The organism is Paenibacillus sp. FSL H7-0331 (genome assembly GCF_001956045.1).
Window position 1 is genome coordinate 50,121 of the sequence record NZ_MRTH01000002.1, and the last position, 18,210, is coordinate 68,330.

Sequence of the window (18,210 nt, forward strand, 5' to 3'; positions counted from 1 at the left end):
AGTTAGGAGCATAGGCTATGGGAATAATCAGAGTACTTGATGAACATATTGCCAATCAGATCGCCGCAGGTGAGGTCGTTGAGCGCCCTTCCTCAGTCGTAAAGGAGCTTGTGGAAAATGCAGTCGATGCCGGGAGCAGCCGGATCGATGTTACGATCGAGGAAGGCGGTCTTGCGCTGATTCGTGTAAGCGACAATGGCTCAGGAATGCAGTCCGACGATTGTGAAGCAGCCTTCTTTCGCCATGCAACGAGCAAAATTGTCAGCAGTCAGGACTTGTTTTCCATTCGGACACTTGGATTTCGGGGCGAAGCACTACCGAGTATCGCAGCTGTTTCCAAGGTTACTTGCCTAACTTCAACGAATTCAAGCGGGCTTGGTCATCAGCTTGTTATTGAAGGTGGAACCGTTAAGGTTTCTGAGGAAACGGCAGCTCCGCGTGGAACGGATATTCAGGTGCGTGAGTTATTTTATAATACACCTGCACGCTTGAAATATATGAAAACCGTACAAACCGAGCTAGGGCATGTATCCGATTTTATTTATCGCCTTGCATTAGCCCATCCCGAAATAGCTTTCACGTTGAAGCACAACGGCAGCGTGATGATCCAGACACTCGGAAATGAGGATATGCGCGGCGTAATTGCTGCCATTTATGGAACCACTGTGGCCAAAACCATGCTTCCTATTGAGGGTGAGCAGCTGGACTATTCGATTCGCGGGTTTATCGGTAAGCCGGAGACAACACGGGCTAATCGCAATGGGATTTCTACTTTTATCAATGGGCGCTACGTCCGCAATTTCACTTTAATTCATGCGCTTCTGCAGGGCTACCATACCTTTTTGCCGATTAACCGGTTTCCTGTTGCTGCGATTCATATTGAAATGGACCCGACGTTGGTGGATGTCAATGTCCATCCGGCTAAGCTGGAGGTGCGATTCAGCAAGGAGCAGGAGCTTATTCAATTTGTTGAAGAGCAGGTGCGCCATGTGCTTAATCAACAGGTTCTAATTCCAACAGGGACAGCTCCTTCCAAGTCCAAACCGATTAATCATATTCAGGAGCAACTGGAGCTGTATCGTTCTGCTCCGCCTGCATCGTTGTCAAACAACGGTAATATCGATAAGGCATATGATCGCAAGCAGGACGTTGAGGCCTTGAATCGCTGGTCGCAGGCAGATCTCCGATCTGAAAGGGAATTGGATGTGAAACGTACGGTCAATACGTTCAGTTCTAATGCCCGTGATACCGAACAGAAGGACAAGCAGCTGCGTAATGAGCCTGTACAGTCCTTCAAGGAGCAGGCAGCAGCTAATGAGGTGCTTCTGCGTACCATGGCTGCTGACGAGCATACGGCTGCCCCTGTACTCCCATCGTTTCCAAAGCTATCTCCCATCGGGCAAATGCATGGGACTTATATCATTGCCCAGAATGAGGAAGGCTTGTTCCTGATTGATCAGCATGCTGCTCATGAGCGTATTAATTATGAGTATTATTTTGAAAAATTCGGTAATCCAGCGGAGGCCAGCCAGGAGCTGCTCGTACCGATCACCTTGGAATTCACCTCATCGGATGCTGTGCGAATCCAAGACAAGCTGCCACTGCTGGAGCAGGCTGGCGTGTATGTCGAGCCCTTCGGCGGCAACTCTTTCCTGGTAAGAGCCTATCCCCATTGGTTTCCGGATGGCGATGAGAAAGCACTGATCGATGAGATGACGGAATGGCTGTTAGCTGAGCGCAAAAGTGTAGATGTGAGTCGATTGCGGGAAAAAGCAGCGATTATGTGCTCATGCAAGGCCTCCATAAAAGCGAATCAAAGCATGCGGGTGAATGAAATGGAAACTCTATTGGATCGGTTGGCATCATGCCGCAATCCTTACACATGTCCGCATGGTCGTCCCATTGTCATCAGCTTTTCTACCTATGAACTTGAAAAATTATTTAAAAGGGTGATGTAAGTGCTCATAACGACCTCTTACGACCCTCAAGCTGAACACCTGGAAGCTGCAGCCCAGCTTGCCAGGTCGATCAAGCAGCTCCAGGGGATAGATAATCCGGTACGACTTGTCCCAAGAAAGCGGCATTCGTTAGCCCGACTGCGGACGTTGTATGACGATTCGGACATCCTGCTTGTTTCAAAGGAGCGGATAGAGTATTATCATGAAGATCAGCCTGCTTTATTTTTCCATCCCAGCACGGCAGCGATTCGAGTCAAAAGGCTTGTGAATGGTGAGCATGATCCGCTTATTGAGCTTTCATCCATACAGCCCGGTGATCGTGTGTTGGACTGCACAGCAGGTCTTGGCTCTGATGCGCTTGTTTATTCTTATGTAGTGCAGGGTAATGGAGAAGTGGTAGCTCTGGAGAGCGAGCCCATTCCTTATTTGATTCTTCAGCAAGGTCTGATGACTTACGATTCCGACATTCCTGGTATGAACGAGGCTATGCGCCGTATACAGGTTATCCAGATGGATCATAGTGAATATTTGCAGCGACAGCCTGATAATGCCTTTGACGTCGTTTATGTGGATCCGATGTTTCGACAACCGATCCATGAGTCCAGCTCCATCAGTGCGATTCGTACATTGGCAAATTCCAGACCTGTAAGCGAACAGACCATTAAGGAAGCGCTACGTGTAGCGCGTAGGGCCGTGATTATGAAGGAGCACAGAAGCAGTGATGAATTTAATCGTCTGGGCTTTGAGGAAGTAAGACGTTCCACCACGAAAATAGCTTACGGAGTGATACGATTGTGACAAAGGCACCACCCAAACCCAAGCTGCTTGTGTTGGTAGGACCGACGGCAGTAGGGAAAACAGGATTAAGCCTTAAATTAGCCGCAGAATTTAGTGCGGAAATTATTTCCGGAGATTCGATGCAGGTTTATCGGGGAATGGACATTGGCACAGCAAAGGCTACCGCCTGGGAGCGGCAGCAGGTTCCACACCATATGATTGACATCCATGAACCGGATCACCCGTTTTCTGTAGCTGAATTTCAGGATACCGCTCGTAAATTGATCCTTGACATTGCCAGTCGCGGCAAGCTGCCGTTCATTGTGGGCGGAACCGGACTTTACGTGGAGTCGGTTTGCTATGATTTTCAGTTTAGTGAATCCGGTTCTGATGAAGCATACCGTGAAGAGCAGCAGGCTTATGCGGACACTTTTGGTCCCGAAGCGTTGTGGGAGAAGCTGCGGGAAATCGATCCTGCAAGTGCAGAGCGGCTGCACCCCAATGACCAACGGCGTATAATTCGTGCAATGGAAATGTTCCATTTAACGGGTGAACGGTTGTCTGAGCGGTTAAAGGAACAGAAAAAACAGTCTCCATACGAACTATGTATCGTCGGGTTGACAATGGATAGAGCTTTGCTATATAAACGTATAGAAGAGCGAATTGATTTAATGCTGCAGGAAGGTCTTGTGGATGAGGTTAAGCATCTGATGGATCAAGGCTATGGCAAGCAGTACATATCGATGCAGGGTTTGGGCTACAAGGAAATCATCGATTTTTTGGATGGTAGAAGTTCCTGGGAAGAGACTGTGTATCTGTTGAAGCGGGATACCCGCAGATTTGCCAAAAGACAGCTTTCCTGGTTTCGTCATATGAAGGACATTAATTGGGTGGATATGACTGAATTGACAAATTCTACTACGCAATTTAATGAAGTTCATGCTATAATAGCAGATAAGTTAAAATTCGAACGTTAAACTCACAAGGGGGCCCATGATGAATAAATCGATCAATATTCAGGATACATTTTTAAACCAGCTGCGCAAGGAAAATATTCCCGTTACGGTATACCTGACCAATGGGTTTCAGATCCGTGGGGTCATTCGGGCGTTCGATAATTTTACGATTATCATTGATAGTGAAGGCCGTCAGCAAATGGTATACAAGCATGCTATTTCTACCTTCACACCACAGCGTTCGGTTTCTTTAATGCAGCAACCGGACAGCAGCTCTGACAATTAAACAGCTTAGTTACTGCAACTTGGCAACTTTTTGAGTCGAGCATTCGTATAATGAATAGGAACCATGAGAGCAACCCGTTCCGCTAGGGTTGTTCTTTTATTGTAAAGAGAGAATTAGGGGAGGCAGAGGATGGCAACTGACAAAAAAACAACGGCAGCAAAACCACCTGCAAAAAAAACACCAGCTAAAAAGAAAAAAAAGAAGTTCAGCTTTGGTAAAGCTTTAATGTTTGCTTTTGTAACGGCTGTTCTTGGAATTATATGCGCCTTGGGCGTCTACATTTTTATCATTATCAACGGTAACAAGATATTGGATGCAAATATTGATAAGCTCGATATGGACGAAGCCTCGCATTTGTTTGATGTGAATGGAACCGAAGTAGCTGTCCTTCATGGCGAACATGATAATCGGGAAATTGTTAAGCCTGAAGAGATTCCTACAAAGCTCCAACAAGCTTTTATAGCAACAGAGGATCGCAGATTCGAGCAGCATACCGGTATAGATTTTCTGGGTATAGGACGTGCCCTTGTGAAGGATGTCGTGGCTCGAAGTGCAGTTGAAGGTGGCAGTACCATCACGCAGCAGGTCGCCAAAAACATGTTTTTGAATAATAATAAAACCTTTTTCCGTAAAGCTACTGAAATGTCCATAGCAGTTGCTCTGGAAGACCGTAAAACGAAAGACGAAATTTTGGCCTTGTATGTAAACCGGATCTTTTTTGGAAACCGGGTGTTTGGAGTTAAGGCTGCAGCAAAGAAATATTTTAATGTAAGTGAATTGAAGGATTTGAAAATATGGCAAATGGCTACGCTAGCGGCAATTCCTAAGGCACCGAGCGTATACAATCCGATTGCCAATCCGGATAAGTCGAAGGAGCGACGTGCTGTTGTCCTGAAACTTATGCAGGATCAGGGGTATATTACAGAAGCTGAGCGTGCTGAAGCGGCTGCAGTCGATTATGAAGCCCCTCCGGCTACAGGAAACAAGGATTACCTGACCTTTATCGACTACGCGATTAATGAAGCCGAGAAAGTGTATGGTATCCCCGAGGCCGAATTGCTGAGCAATGGCTACAAAATCTATACGACAATGGATTCCAATGCACAGAAAATTATGGAGCAAACGTTTGCCAATGATAAATTTTTCCAAAAGAACGGTCCTGAGCAAAAGATGCAGGGAGCTATGGCTATCATCAATCACAAGGATGGCGGGGTAGTTGGCATTATTGGTGGACGGGATTATGTGCAAACCGGATTGGATCGTGCGGTAGTTCCGCAGCAGCCGGGCTCCTCGATCAAGCCGTTATTGATTTATGCACCTGCATTAGAAAGTGGCAAGTACAATCCTTACAGCATGCTGGAGGATAAGGAAGCTAACTACAATGGCTATGCGCCTCGAAATTATGATGGTGTTTATAGGGGACAAGTCGATATGTTTGAAGCGGTGCGTAAATCCATTAACGCGCCTGCTGTATGGTTGTTCAATGAGATCGGTGTGAAAACCGGGATGGATTTTGCCTCCAAGTTGGGAATTCCATTTGAACCGCAAAAGGATCGAAATCTCGCAATTGCCCTTGGCGGTATGACCAAAGGAGCGTCACCATTACAAATGGCTGCAGCTTATGGCGCAATCGCGAATAATGGATATTTGAACACGACCCACTCCATTATCAAAATTGTTGACGACCAAGGCGCCTTGGTCAAAGAGTTCAAGCAGGAGCGTGTAACTCCGGCAATGAGCGCGAAAACAGCTTATTACATGACATTGCTCATGCAAAGCGTTGTTGAGCCAGGAGGTACAGGAACAGCAGCCAAATTTGAGCGTCCGGTATCAGGCAAAACCGGCTCCACGCAAACGGTTATAAAAGGGCTGGAGAAATATAACCGCGATCTCTGGTTTACCGGATTTACACCAGAGTGGAGCGCAGCAGTGTGGATCGGCTTTGACAAGTCCGATGCGAAGCATTATGTTACGATGAGCAGCGGCAGTGCAGCGGTAATATTCAAGGAAGTGATGCAGAAGGCGCTGGCTAATCGCCCAATGACGAAGTTTGTTAAACCGGATGGAGTCCCAGATTTGGTTAAGCCAGAGCTGCCTCCTCCAGTGAAGGATATGGGTGAACTCAAGGCCGAGTACGTCAAGAGCAATGGGGGACCATCCGTCGTGCTAAGCTGGCCATCGCTTGGTGATAATGTAACCTACCGCTTATTGCGTAAAACGGATAAGGATAAGGAATTTTCATCTGAGCCGATGCTGACAACAACGCAAATAGAAGTCAAGGACATTACAGTAAAATCGGGTGAAACCTATCAGTATTCGGTTGTAGCATACGATCCGAAGACTGAAAAGACAGGAACGCAATCACCATCCGTAACTGTGGTTATCCCTGCCGATGGTGCATTGCCACCAGGGCAAGTACCAGGTCAGGGACCAGGAACAACACCGGGTGCTGGAACAACACCAGGTACCGGAACGAAGCCGGGTACAGGTACGGGAACAACACCAGGAGCGGGAACCGGAACGACGCCAGGAGCGGGAACGGGAACAACGCCAGGGGCGGGAACCGGAACAACGCCAGGGGCGGGAACCGGAACGACGCCAGGTGGTGGAACGGGAACGACACCAGGAGCCGGAACGGGAACGACGCCAGGGGCGGGAACGGGAACAACGCCAGGTGGTGGAACGGGAACAACACCAGGTGCAGGAACGGGAACAATACCAGGTGCGGGAACGGGAACGACGCCAGGTACGGGAACGGGAACGACGCCAGGTACGGGAACGGGAACAACGCCAGGTGCGGGAACGGGAACAACACCAGGTGCAGGAACGGGAACAACACCAGGTGCAGGAACGGGAACAACACCAGGTACGGGAACGGGAACAACACCAGGTACGGGAACGGGAACAACGCCAGGAGCCGGAACCGGAACGACGCCAGGTGCGGGAACGGGAACAACACCAGGTACGGGAACGGGAGCAGCTCCTGGTGCTGGAACTGTTGTGCGTTAATTAATGAATGGAGAAGCTGCTTAGCACGCAAGGTAACAAAGTCTCCGATGGGTTCATCATCAGGAGACTTTGTTAATTTTTACCGTGTCGTAGTATAATACTTTAGGGGCTTACCCAATAAGAGATGATGATCTGGAGGAATTTAGAGATGAAAGCAATATCTACAACCAAGATGACCAAATGGGCAGCTATCGCAGTGGTTTGCGCGCTTATGCTGTCGGCATGCGGCACCAAGCCAGCGGAGAATGCAGGAAAGACAACTACACAGGGCGGTCAGCCAGCAGCCAATACACAGCAGCCAGCCGATACTGCCAAGCCAGCGGCTAAGAAGAGCTGGACGGCTCCACCAGCCATGACGATTGATGTGAAGAAAACATATCAGGCAACGATTGCGACCTCCAAAGGCAGCTTCAAAATCGATCTTTATGCCAAAGATGCACCGATAACGGTCAACAATTTTGTGTTTCTAGCCAAAGAAGGCTTTTATAATGATATTGTGTTCCACCGCATTATCGAATCGTTTATGATTCAAACTGGCGATCCGCTTGGAGTTGGCAGCGGCGGACCTGGCTACAGCTTTCAAGACGAGCTGAAGTCCCCCTATAAATATGAGCCGGGAATAGTCGCTATGGCTAACGCTGGACCTAACACCAACGGCAGCCAGTTTTTTATATGCACAGGCGAAGACAGCAAGAACTTGAACAAATCACCGAACTATACGATTTTTGGTAAAGTGACTGAAGGCATGGATGTTGTCAAAAAAATCGCAGCAACTCCAGTTGCAGGTGGCGCTTCAGGTGAGAAGAGCTCTCCAACTGAAAAAGTTGTCATCCAATCCGTTGCCATTACTGAAAAGTAATAAAGGACCTATTTTGTAAGTAAAAGAGGTGCAGCCTTGGAAAAAAGACATTGCCTTATGCTCCACGGCTTTACCGGTGGACCGTATGAACTGACTCCTTTGGCAGCGTATTTAACCGAGCAGGGTACTGTATGCCATGTGCCGACTTTACCCGGGCATGACCCCGAGCTGAGGACGTTGGGACAAACAAACTGGCATGATTGGCTGGAGGCTGCCGCTCTGGAGGCTTCCAGCTTAACTGCGCAGTATGGCGAGATCGATCTGATCGGTTTTTCGATGGGTGGACTGATCTCAGCATACATAGCGAATCGTTATCCAATTCGCAGGCTTGTTTTGTTGAACGCGGCTGTTTTTTATTTTAGTCCATACCGATTTATGAGGGAACTGGTGCGTAGAATTCAAATGGATGACTGGTCGAATTGGGGGAAGGTAAGAAGGACCCCGTTGAAGGCTACGAGGCAATTTATCATGCTGAATAAACAGATGCGGCCCGAACTGCCCATGATCAAAGTGCCGACACTCATCGCACAAGGTGAGCAGGATGGCATTATTCATCCGAAGAGTGCCCATTATTTATTTAATCAGCTTCAGGGGGAAAAGGAAATCGAGTTTTTTCCCGAAGCTCGTCATATGATTTGTCTGGAGCCTGGAGCGCAGGCTGTATTTCATTCTGTCGAACGTTTCTTGACTAAATGAAGAAACAGCGGCCATCGTGGAAAAGGACACGAAGATTCGTTTGGTTGTGTGTTGTCGTAGGCTTATTGTGGGTGTCCATACTGCAGTACCGAATGGCGAATGTTCCAGACAATGCTTCAGCAGCCGGAGAAGTAGGCATTATACTAGGATCTTCCTTGAAAAACAACGTAGCCACTCCTTCACTTCAGGAACGTCTGGATGGAGGGATTAAGCTTTTTAAAGACGGGAAGATCAAGCATATTATTGTATCTGGCGGTTTGGATCGTACGGAGTTCCAGTTAACCGAAGCTGAAGGAATGAGAAATTATTTGTTGGAGCATGGTATAGCGGATAACGTGATCATGATGGAACAGGAAGCAACCAGCACTTATGAAAATTTATTGTTCAGTCAGCGGTTCATGCTGCAGCAAAAATGGAACTCAGCGGTACTTATTACACACCGTTACCATATGCTCAGGGCAATGGAGATGGCAGAATTTTTAAATTACAGGCAGGTAGAGGCTTATCCGGTAGATTCCAAAGCAGTGAATAATAGCTGGAATCTGATTCGTGAAACGCTGGCTCATGTTAAATGGAAGCTGGATAAACTTCGTATGGCATTAGGTAGCTAACTTATGGATACGCTTATACAATCGGATTGACTTCAACAATACAAGCCTTTTTTCCCTTGCTGTAATCCACGCGAGAGAAAGAAGGCTATTGCCATTCATTTGGCTTTCTCAGGGTTGTACACGATAATGGAATTGGAACAAGGAAGTAAACCCCGCTTTTTGATACAGACGGTGCGCCGCCACATTATCATTAACGACTTGCAGGTAAATTCGCTGAGCGCCATTGCTCAGACTCCATGAAGCCAGCTCGTTCAACAGAAATTTGCCAATTCCTTGCCCTCTGAGCTCCGAGTTGACAACGATATTGGTAAGTCCGGCCCATTCCCCCTCGACAACAGCGGTTCCGACTGCTGCACTTTGGCCGTTCCATTGAAGGGAACAGAAGCATTTGGTTTGGGTAATGCGTGTAAACAGGGAATCGTAAAAAGGCAGCTTGCTCTTGTCAAAGCCTTCCATATCGATGAAATCAGCCAACCATTGTTCATTATGAACGCTCAGTATGTTCACACTCAGCTTACTGGATTCAGAGGAAGTGTGGTGTATGACCTTCTCTGTATCTGCAATTAGCACGGAACAAGGGATTTCTTTGAGAAAGCCTGTCTGGTCCAATAAGGTGTCGAGCCCCTTTGGAGAAGCATCGCTGATATGATACCGTACTGGAAGCCCGTGTGTGTCGTAAAATTGCCGTGCTTCCCGCAGCCAATCTCCCTTGGGAAGGGAGTCGCCAGCGCCTGTCCAGATGCTGTTGGCTCTCTTGGTAATGCCGTCTGTCGCACGCATAATCCAGTTCCCTTGTTTGGTATTCGTAGCAGCGGGCCAAGTGTTAAAAGCATATTGTTCAATTTGCTGGAAAAGCTGAAGCTGAGAATGATCAGTGGAGGAGCCTGAAGTGTTCATCTCGCACTATCCTTCCTATTTATGAATTAATAATAATTGTATAAATATACTATTTAGTGAATAAAAATTCAATATTAATTTATGAAAAATCAATAAACTTAAGTTATATTCGAATTATTGTAAGAAATAATGGCTAATACATAAAAAATCTCTATCATCTTCTGTCTGATCATTGTACGATACTGAGTACAGGTTTGTCAGATTGATCCAAAAGGTGGAGTGCCCTATGCTTGCACAAGCTTTGCTTATAAAAGATGGGTCAGTGCTGATGCTTCACGAATATGTCCAGCGTGGTGATTTGGTATGGAACTTTCCTGGTGGCGGGATTGAGCTGGGAGAGTCGCCTGAGCAGGCATGTATTCGTGAAGTGAAGGAAGAAACCGGCTATGATGTGAAAATTACGCATCTATTGCATCGCACTGAATCTAAATATACGTATCTTGTGGATATTGTTGGTGGTCAACTGGCTGTCGATGTGGAGCATCCAGATAATCAAACGATTGTTTCTCTGGAATGGGTGCCGCTATCGGACGAGAACAGATGGGATCAGGTAACACGGCCGATCTGGGAGGCTTACAATAAGCTTGCAGATGCCTTAAAGACCATATACGTAATTCGGCATGCCCAGGCTGAAGGGCAAGCGGCAGAAGCCATTCTGACGCCTCTGGGCATGAAGCAGTCAGAACTGCTGGACCGATTGTTGTATCTTCTTCAAATTGATGAGTTCAGAGCAAGTCCTATGAAGCGAGCACAGCAAACTCTGGAGCCCACCGCCCTGCGAACAGGTCAAAAGATTCATATGGATCATCGTTTGTCCGAACGTATATTGAGCAGTGAATCAATGATGGATTGGCGTATTCAATTGGAGAGGACCTTCAATGACAATCTTCTGTGCTTTCCTGGTGGCGAGTCCAGTTATTCGGCATCTCAGCGCATGATAGCCGTTGTGGACGAACTGCTTGCGTCTGATGGACATACATTTGCTATAGCTACTCATGGCAATGCCATGGCTCTCCTGCTAGGCCATTATGATGAGCAGTTTGGTTTTGAAGCCTGGAGTCGGTTGACGAATCCGGATGTATACCGTCTGACTTTTTCTCGAAGCAGTCTGCTCTCCATGGAACGAATCTGGGATGCTGACAAGCATTTTTAGCAGTTGACTAAGGGCTAGTTTTGAAATTTTAACGTTTCACTATACAATAGAGGAAGAAAATGAGCACATTCATCTGGGCTTCTGCGTATACTGCTAACACCAAGTAAAGAGGTGATATGCATGAGTGGACGTGTCCTGCCAACAGATCAGATCCAAATTACACAAAATGCTCATCAAATCAATGTGATTTTACGCAACTCGGAGCCTATAACTGCACCTACTTCCGAGCCTCAATTTCACGGTAAGCCATTGTCCCAACAAGGTCACTTTGGGGAAATCATGAAAGAGCTTGACCGGATGGTCGGTTTGGAATCCATCAAGGAGCTTGTATTTGAAATTTATGCGCTGCTGCGAGTTGCCAGCTATAGGGCTGATGCCGGATTAACGGCGAATTCGCAGGTGTACCATATGGTTTTTAAAGGAAATCCAGGTACGGGGAAGACGACTGTAGCTCGTATTATAGCGAAACTGTTGCAAACGATGGGGGTGTTGAGTAAAGGCCATCTTATTGAGGTGGAACGCGCTGACATGGTAGGTGAGTACATAGGGCATACGGCACTGAAAACGCGGGAAATGGTAAAAAAAGCTCTTGGTGGTGTGCTTTTTATTGATGAAGCCTATAGTCTGGCGCGCGGCGGTGAAAAGGATTTTGGCAAGGAAGCCATTGATACACTGGTCAAAGCAATGGAGGATCACAAAAATCATTTTATTCTGATTTTGGCAGGGTATTCTGAAGAAATGGATCAGTTTTTGCAGACCAATCCCGGACTCCCTTCCCGGTTTCCGATCCATCTGGAGTTTCCTGACTACACAGTCGAACAGCTCATGCAAATTACTGAAATGATGATCAAGGAACGGGAATACGTATTGAATGCACAAGCTGAGAGCAAAATACGTCAGCAAATCATCAGCGAAAAGCAGCAGAATGATTCCGAGGCTTCTTTCAGTAACGCACGTTTTGTGCGAAATTTAATTGAAAAAGCGATGCGAAACCATGCCGTACGTTTGTTGAACAGCCATGTCCAGCAGCCTAGCAAACAGGATTTAATGACACTTCGAGCCGAAGATGTAAAGCTGGAACGAAAACAATCAAAGGAGACCCACAAATATTTATGAAAACAACCACACATAGTATTGATCACGAATTGGAACGGGCTGTTCTTATGAGCCTTGTTACCCCGCAGCAAAAAAGAGAGCAGTCGTATTCTGCCGAATATTCCTTGGCAGAGCTTGTCAGCTTGGCTGAGACCGCAGGTGTTGAGGTGTTGACGACTTTATCGCAGAACAAGGAAAAGATTGACTCCAAATGGTTTGTAGGCAAAGGCAAAGCCGCCGAGCTCAAGGAGCTTATTGAGGAGCATGGAGCCAATACAGCTATATTTGATCAGGAATTGTCCGGAGCCCAGGTGCGGAATCTGGAAGAATTTCTGGATGTGAAAATTATCGATCGAACTCAATTGATTTTGGATATTTTTGCTCAAAGAGCCAAAACCCGTGAAGGGATTATACAGGTAGAGTTGGCCCAGCTTAGCTATTTGCTGCCAAGGTTATCCGGTCAAGGCAAGAACCTGTCACGTTTGGGTGGTGGCATCGGAACAAGAGGACCAGGGGAAAGCAAGCTGGAAACTGATCGTAGACACATTCGTGATCGGATTGATGAGCTCAAGCAGCAGTTGTCTGAATTCGTCAAGCATCGTAATCTACACAGAGAACGCCGCAAAAAAACAGGTGTGTTCCAGGTTGCTATTGTCGGGTATACGAATGCCGGGAAGTCGACACTGCTCCGACAAATGACGGACGCTGATGTTTACGTCGAGAACCAGCTGTTCGCTACGCTTGACCCAACATCAAGGATGCTGAAGCTGCCTGGTGGCAAGGAAATTGTACTAACGGATACAGTAGGATTTATTCAGAATTTGCCGCATGATTTGGTTGCCGCTTTCCGTGCTACTTTGGAAGAGGTTTGTGAAGCTGACCTTATTTTACATGTCGTGGATAGCTCGGCTGACATGCTGGAAACCCAGATGCATGTTGTTAAACAGGTACTTACTGAGCTCAACGCACATGGAAAGGATCAGATTACATTATTTAACAAAATCGATCAGTGTACACCCGAACAAATCCAAATGCTCTCTACCGAGGGTGACTTCTTGCGGATGTCGGCTTATAATGAAAGCGATCTTGCACTGGTGTGCGAACTTATTGAAGCTCGCTTAATGGGAGACAGCAAAAAGTTTCGGATTCCTGTGGAGAAAGGCGATATGATTTCATTAATGTACAGGATTGGCGAAGTTCTGGAGAATGAAGTGGAAGGCAATGATATGGTGTTTCAAGTCCGCATAGATAAACAGGAATACGAAAAGATCAGTCATTTGTTAACCTCTTATGCAACAGATCAGTCACTGGATAAGGGAGAGAATGAGTTGTATGTTTAATGAACGCATAACGGCATGGATGGAGCTTGCCGAACAGCGGATTGAAGGTAAGTTTAAAGAAGTGGAACGGATCATTGATCAGAATCAGTGGAAGGTGATTCGTGCCTTTCAAAAGCATAAGGTCAGTGATTACCACTTCGCTGGCTCTACAGGTTATGGCTATAATGATCGAGGCCGCGAGGTGCTGGATCTGGTGTATGCAGATGTGTTTGGAGCGGAGGCTGCCCTGGTGCGGCCTCATTTTGTGTCTGGAACCCACACGATCAGCACGGCTTTATTCGGTGTGCTGCGTCCGGGTGACGAGCTGCTGATGATCACGGGGCGTCCCTATGATACGCTGCACAAAGTAATTGGACAACCTCAGGATGGCAAAGGCTCTTTACAGGATTGGGGAATCATCTATAACGAGGTTGCTCTATTGGAGGATGGCAGCCCGGATTATGAAACGATTCGCAGCAGTATTACACCACGTACCAAGGTTATCGGTATTCAGCGATCACGCGGCTATTCCTGGCGTTCTTCGTTCAACGTCTCGCAAATTGAAGAGATGTCCCGTTTTGTAAAAGAACTCAAATCTGATGTTATTGTTTTTGTCGATAATTGTTATGGAGAGTTTACGGAGCTTCAGGAGCCGACAGAGGTTGGCGTAGATCTGATGGCAGGTTCTTTAATTAAAAACCCTGGGGGCGGTTTGGCTGCGACGGGAGGATATATCGTAGGAAAGCACAAGTATGTGGAACTGGCTTCCTTTCGCTTGACCGCGCCTGGTATCGGCGGAGAAGTTGGAGCCATGCTGGATACTACCCGCGGCATTTATCAAGGTCTGTTTCTGGCGCCACATTTGGTGGGACAAGCGGTCAAGGGTTCTATATTTGCAGCCGCCGTATTTGAACAGCATGGATTTGTGACACATCCGCATTGGAACGACAAACGTACGGACTTAATACAGGCGATTAAGTTCACCAGTGCCGAGCATTTGATTGCCTTTGTTCAAGGTATTCAGCAAGCTTCAGCGATAGATGCACATGTGGTACCTGAGCCTTGGGCTATGCCTGGTTATGAGCATCCGGTCATCATGGCTGCAGGTACTTTCATTCAAGGCGGGAGCCTGGAGTTATCCGCAGATGCTCCGATCCGTGAACCGTATATTGCTTATATGCAAGGTGGATTAACTTATTCCCATTGTAAATTAGGTGTATTAACAGCTCTGAGTAGCATGATGGAACAAGGTTTATTAAAATAATGACTTATACTTTGCATGAACCTAACATAACTTGACACGTTTATGTAGGAAGAGTAGAATGGGGGTAGGTTTTAAGTACACAGAGGTGATGAATCGTGGCTGATGATATACGTCGTAATATGGCGTTATTCCCCATTGGTATCGTAATGAAGTTGACAGATTTAACAGCTAGGCAAATCCGGTATTATGAACAACATGAGTTGATCATACCGGCCCGGACAGGCGGGAACCAGCGTCTCTATTCTTTTAATGATGTAGAGCGGTTGCTGGAAATTAAAGACTTGATTGAGAAAGGCGTGAATATCGCCGGAATTAAACAGGTGCTGCTGCCTATGTCCAAGGATTCAGAGGACGCAACTGTTCTTAATGAGCAATCGGAAGTTAAACGCAGAGAAATGACGGATTCACAGCTTCACCGCATGTTAAAGCAGCAGCTGCTTGGTGGAGGCAAACGTTTGGGGCAGGTATCTCTGATCCAAGGCGAGCTATCCAGATTTTTCAAAAAATAAGCGCTTTCCAATGATTCAAATGCGGACTTATCAAAAAAGACTGATAAAACTGCGCAACTTAAGGAGGAACATGTACAGTGACTGAAAAGAATTATAAAAAAGAGGACATCATCAAGATTGCCAAGGAACAAAATGTAAGATTTATTCGCTTGCAATTTACTGACTTGCTTGGAACGATCAAAAATGTGGAAATTCCTATTAGCCAGCTGGAAAAAGCATTAGACAACAAAATGATGTTTGATGGTTCTTCGATTGAAGGTTACGTTCGTATTGAAGAGTCTGATATGTATTTGTATCCTGATCTTAGCACTTGGGTTATTTTCCCATGGGTGGTTGAGGATCGCATTGCACGTTTAATCTGTGATATTTACTTGCCAGATGGCAGACCCTTCCCTGGAGACCCGCGTGGTATCCTGAAGAATGCTTTGAAGGAAGCCGAAGATATGGGCTTTACAGCAATGAATGTTGGACCTGAGCCTGAATTTTTCCTGTTCAAAACCGATGAAAATGGCAATCCTTCTATGGAATTGAATGATCAAGGCGGATATTTTGACTTGGCTCCTATGGATCTTGGAGAGAACTGCCGTCGTGAGATCGTATTGACTTTGGAGGAAATGGGCTTTGAAATCGAAGCTTCCCACCATGAAGTAGCGCCGGGTCAGCATGAGATTGATTTTAAATATGCAGATGCAATCAAAGCGGCTGACCAAATTCAAACGTTCAAGCTGGTTGTTAAAACTGTAGCGAGACAGCATGGCCTGCACGCAACTTTTATGCCAAAGCCATTGTTTGGTGTGAACGGATCTGGTATGCACGCTCACCAATCGTTATTTAATGGTTCCACGAACACGTTCTATGATGAAAGTGACAAGCTGGGTCTAAGTGCAACTGCAAGATATTATATGGCTGGCATTTTGCGTCATGCCCGTGCGTTTGCAGCAATTACCAACCCAACCGTTAACTCATACAAGCGTCTGGTTCCAGGCTATGAAGCTCCTTGTTATGTTGCTTGGTCTGCCAGCAATCGGAGTCCAATGATTCGTATTCCTGCATCCAGAGGACTGAGCACCCGTGTTGAGGTTCGTAATCCGGATCCAGCTGCTAATCCATATCTGGCGTTAGCTGTTATGCTGAAGGCTGGTCTTGACGGAATCAAGAACAAAATGCAGCTGCCTCCGCCAACGGATCGTAACATTTATGTAATGACCGAGGAAGAGCGTGAGGATCAAGGAATTCCAAGTCTGCCGGTTAACCTTAAGGTTGCGTTGGAAGAGATGCTGCGCGATGATGTCATTTGTGATGCGCTCGGTGATCACGCTCTGGCTCACTTCATTGAGCTTAAAGAAATCGAATGGGATATCTATCGCACTCAGGTTCATGCATGGGAACGCGAACAGTATTTGACGCTTTACTAAAAATTAGTTCACCATATGAATTATTTCTTTTTTCTTTGAATAGACAAAAAGAAGCTCTCCCCATGTAGAAATTTTACTGCGGGAAAGCTTCTTTTTGTATGTGAGGACGCGATTGTAGCTCATAGCAAAAAGCCGACTGTCAAGTAGCCCTGACGTCGACTTCAATAAGTGCTTGACTATAATGATTACACGATGTCTCGGAACAACCCTACGACTCTTCCTAAAATAGTAACAGTCTTTAAACGAATCGGTTCCATAGTAGAGTTCTCAGGCTGTAGACGTATATGATCTTTTTCCTTGTAGAACCGCTTGACTGTAGCTTCGTCATCTTCGGTCATTGCAACAACAATATCACCGTTATTGGCGGTTTGCTGCTGTCTGACGATAACATAATCCCCATCATTGATACCGGCATCAATCATACTGTTGCCCTCGATACTCAACATGAACACATTGTAATCGCCAACATAATGACTCGGAAGTGGGAAGTAATCCTCGATATTTTCCGTAGCAGTAATCGGAATACCAGCAGTAACGCGTCCAATCAATGGAACACGAACAACGGATAAGGCAAAGTTGCTGCCCTCTGTCAGGGTACCGTCCGTAATTTCAATAGCTCTTGGCTTGGTAGGATCACGCCGAATGAGTCCCTTTTTCTCCAAACGTTCCAGATGTCCGTGCACAGTAGAACTGGAGGCGAGGCCAACTGCTTCACCAATTTCACGAACGGAAGGTGGATACCCTTTATCTTTCACTTCATTCTTAATAAAATCCAGGATTGCCAATTGTCGAATGGATAGCTTACTCATTAGGATCACTCCAATGCTTGGTAATAACTAGTGAGAGTATAACATAGAACCGGAGTTCGTACAAACATAAGTTCTAATTTTTCAATTGACACAAACATTTGTTCGTGTTATTTTGAAAACAGAACAAATGTTTGGGGGGCGCTGTTATGTATATGAATGAACAATTGTTATCGAAGAGAGAGTCTGTTTCCAGGGATGCTTCTGCCTTTCCGCTGCTTCTAGCTTCCATTATTCCTTATCGAAAAAAGCTCTTGAGATATGCAGGCTTGTTCGCAGCAGCGTCAATCATTATTTTAATCAGCTTGTCTGTTTCGTTGCTTGGCGGAGATCTGGATGCTTATGCTTCATCGGATCACACACCTATTGAATATTCGGTAGAGATCGTTAATGGCGATACATTATGGTCCATTGCCAGCAAACATGTACATAAAGGACAGGATGTCCGTGAATATATTTATAACCTCAAGAAAGTGAATGGATTAAAGTCTAGCATACTTCAAGAAGGGCAAACACTTAGACTTCCTTAAAAAGATAGACTTAACTTTGTATGTCGGAATTAACACTCTCACGCACACAATACATAGAAACACCTCCTTG

17 protein-coding genes are annotated in these 18,210 nt (G+C 46.2%); 15 read left to right on the top strand and 2 right to left on the bottom strand.

Going from position 1 to position 18,210, the window contains the following annotated elements; genetic code table 11:
- The first annotated feature begins 17 nt into the window (after nt 1–17).
- The 8 genes from mutL (at nt 18) to BK127_RS02950 (ending at nt 9,152) form a co-directional block, all read left to right on the top strand.
- Complete coding sequence (gene mutL, locus BK127_RS02915; RefSeq protein WP_076228514.1) at nt 18–1,958, top strand: DNA mismatch repair endonuclease MutL; 1,941 nt, start codon at nt 18–20, stop codon at nt 1,956–1,958.
- A complete protein-coding gene (locus BK127_RS02920; protein ID WP_076228516.1) occupies nt 1,959–2,756 on the top strand; it encodes a class I SAM-dependent methyltransferase in 798 nt (265 codons plus the stop codon).
- A complete protein-coding gene (miaA, locus tag BK127_RS02925) occupies nt 2,750–3,712 on the top strand; it encodes a tRNA (adenosine(37)-N6)-dimethylallyltransferase MiaA (protein WP_076228518.1) in 963 nt (320 codons plus the stop codon). Before BK127_RS02920 ends, miaA begins: the two co-directional genes overlap by 7 nt.
- 19 nt (nt 3,713–3,731) lie before the next feature.
- The gene (gene hfq, locus BK127_RS02930; RefSeq protein WP_076228519.1) at nt 3,732–3,977 is read left to right on the top strand and encodes an RNA chaperone Hfq; all 246 of its coding nucleotides are present in this window, start codon (nt 3,732–3,734) and stop codon (nt 3,975–3,977) included.
- Nucleotides 3,978–4,106: 129 nt separating this feature from the next.
- On the top strand, nt 4,107–6,986 hold the full coding sequence (locus BK127_RS02935; RefSeq protein WP_076228520.1) for a transglycosylase domain-containing protein: 2,880 nt from the start codon (nt 4,107–4,109) through the stop codon (nt 6,984–6,986).
- Nucleotides 6,987–7,134: 148 nt separating this feature from the next.
- Nucleotides 7,135–7,845 (top strand): peptidylprolyl isomerase, encoded by a 711-nt coding sequence (locus BK127_RS02940; protein ID WP_076228521.1) that lies wholly within the window; start codon nt 7,135–7,137, stop codon nt 7,843–7,845.
- Nucleotides 7,846–7,881: 36 nt separating this feature from the next.
- Nucleotides 7,882–8,541 carry an alpha/beta hydrolase gene (locus tag BK127_RS02945; protein WP_256711149.1) on the top strand — a complete coding sequence of 220 codons (660 nt, stop codon included), beginning with the start codon at nt 7,882–7,884 and terminating at the stop codon, nt 8,539–8,541.
- 92 nt (nt 8,542–8,633) lie between these two features.
- Nucleotides 8,634–9,152 (top strand): YdcF family protein, encoded by a 519-nt coding sequence (locus tag BK127_RS02950; RefSeq protein ID WP_179097369.1) that lies wholly within the window; start codon nt 8,634–8,636, stop codon nt 9,150–9,152.
- A gap of 108 nt (nt 9,153–9,260) precedes the next feature.
- Here the strand turns inward: BK127_RS02950 and BK127_RS02955 are convergent, their stop codons facing one another.
- Entirely contained in the window at nt 9,261–10,049 is a 789-nt protein-coding gene (locus tag BK127_RS02955) for a GNAT family N-acetyltransferase (RefSeq protein ID WP_076228523.1), read from the bottom strand.
- Between the two features lie 226 nt (nt 10,050–10,275).
- Here BK127_RS02955 and BK127_RS43560 point away from each other — a divergent pair, with 226 nt between their 5' ends.
- The 6 genes from BK127_RS43560 to glnA all read left to right on the top strand — a co-directional run bounded on the left by BK127_RS43560 (nt 10,276) and on the right by glnA (nt 16,804).
- Complete coding sequence (locus BK127_RS43560) at nt 10,276–11,202, top strand: histidine phosphatase family protein (RefSeq protein WP_179097370.1); 927 nt, start codon at nt 10,276–10,278, stop codon at nt 11,200–11,202.
- A 120-nt stretch (nt 11,203–11,322) separates the two neighbouring features.
- On the top strand, nt 11,323–12,318 hold the full coding sequence (locus tag BK127_RS02970; RefSeq protein WP_076228524.1) for an AAA family ATPase: 996 nt from the start codon (nt 11,323–11,325) through the stop codon (nt 12,316–12,318).
- Entirely contained in the window at nt 12,315–13,637 is a 1,323-nt protein-coding gene (gene hflX, locus BK127_RS02975) for a GTPase HflX (RefSeq protein ID WP_076228525.1), read from the top strand. The genes BK127_RS02970 and hflX overlap by 4 nt, the downstream gene beginning before the upstream one ends.
- Nucleotides 13,630–14,880: a methionine gamma-lyase family protein gene (locus BK127_RS02980; RefSeq protein WP_076228526.1), complete on the top strand. Its 1,251-nt coding sequence runs from the start codon at nt 13,630–13,632 to the stop codon at nt 14,878–14,880. The genes hflX and BK127_RS02980 overlap by 8 nt, the downstream gene beginning before the upstream one ends.
- Before the next feature lie 95 nt (nt 14,881–14,975).
- Nucleotides 14,976–15,389, top strand: a complete 414-nt coding sequence (locus BK127_RS02985) for a MerR family transcriptional regulator (protein ID WP_076228527.1) — start codon at nt 14,976–14,978, stop codon at nt 15,387–15,389.
- Between the two features lie 77 nt (nt 15,390–15,466).
- On the top strand, nt 15,467–16,804 hold the full coding sequence (glnA, locus tag BK127_RS02990) for a type I glutamate--ammonia ligase (protein ID WP_076228528.1): 1,338 nt from the start codon (nt 15,467–15,469) through the stop codon (nt 16,802–16,804).
- Between the two features lie 185 nt (nt 16,805–16,989).
- On the opposite strand, the gene lexA is transcribed toward glnA, so the two are convergent.
- A complete protein-coding gene (lexA, locus tag BK127_RS02995) occupies nt 16,990–17,613 on the bottom strand; it encodes a transcriptional repressor LexA (protein WP_076228529.1) in 624 nt (207 codons plus the stop codon).
- Between the two features lie 146 nt (nt 17,614–17,759).
- On the opposite strand from lexA, the gene BK127_RS42900 reads away from it, so the two are divergent.
- Nucleotides 17,760–18,140: a LysM peptidoglycan-binding domain-containing protein gene (locus tag BK127_RS42900; RefSeq protein ID WP_256711150.1), complete on the top strand. Its 381-nt coding sequence runs from the start codon at nt 17,760–17,762 to the stop codon at nt 18,138–18,140.
- The last annotated feature ends 70 nt before the right edge of the window (nt 18,141–18,210 follow it).

What these genes read in the sequence shown, in the direction of transcription:
- mutL (WP_076228514.1), top strand. Translation starts at nt 18, where the DNA reads ATGGGAATAATCAGAGTACTTGATGAACATATTGCCAATCAGATCGCC.
- hfq (WP_076228519.1), top strand. Translation starts at nt 3,732, where the DNA reads ATGAATAAATCGATCAATATTCAGGATACATTTTTAAACCAGCTGCGC.
- BK127_RS02935 (WP_076228520.1), top strand. Translation starts at nt 4,107, where the DNA reads ATGGCAACTGACAAAAAAACAACGGCAGCAAAACCACCTGCAAAAAAA.
- BK127_RS02940 (WP_076228521.1), top strand. Translation starts at nt 7,135, where the DNA reads ATGAAAGCAATATCTACAACCAAGATGACCAAATGGGCAGCTATCGCA.
- BK127_RS02950 (WP_179097369.1), top strand. Translation starts at nt 8,634, where the DNA reads ATGGCGAATGTTCCAGACAATGCTTCAGCAGCCGGAGAAGTAGGCATT.
- BK127_RS02955 (WP_076228523.1), bottom strand. Translation starts at nt 10,049, where the DNA reads ATGAACACTTCAGGCTCCTCCACTGATCATTCTCAGCTTCAGCTTTTC.
- BK127_RS43560 (WP_179097370.1), top strand. Translation starts at nt 10,276, where the DNA reads ATGCTTGCACAAGCTTTGCTTATAAAAGATGGGTCAGTGCTGATGCTT.
- BK127_RS02970 (WP_076228524.1), top strand. Translation starts at nt 11,323, where the DNA reads ATGAGTGGACGTGTCCTGCCAACAGATCAGATCCAAATTACACAAAAT.
- hflX (WP_076228525.1), top strand. Translation starts at nt 12,315, where the DNA reads ATGAAAACAACCACACATAGTATTGATCACGAATTGGAACGGGCTGTT.
- BK127_RS02980 (WP_076228526.1), top strand. Translation starts at nt 13,630, where the DNA reads ATGTTTAATGAACGCATAACGGCATGGATGGAGCTTGCCGAACAGCGG.
- lexA (WP_076228529.1), bottom strand. Translation starts at nt 17,613, where the DNA reads ATGAGTAAGCTATCCATTCGACAATTGGCAATCCTGGATTTTATTAAG.
- BK127_RS42900 (WP_256711150.1), top strand. Translation starts at nt 17,760, where the DNA reads ATGTATATGAATGAACAATTGTTATCGAAGAGAGAGTCTGTTTCCAGG.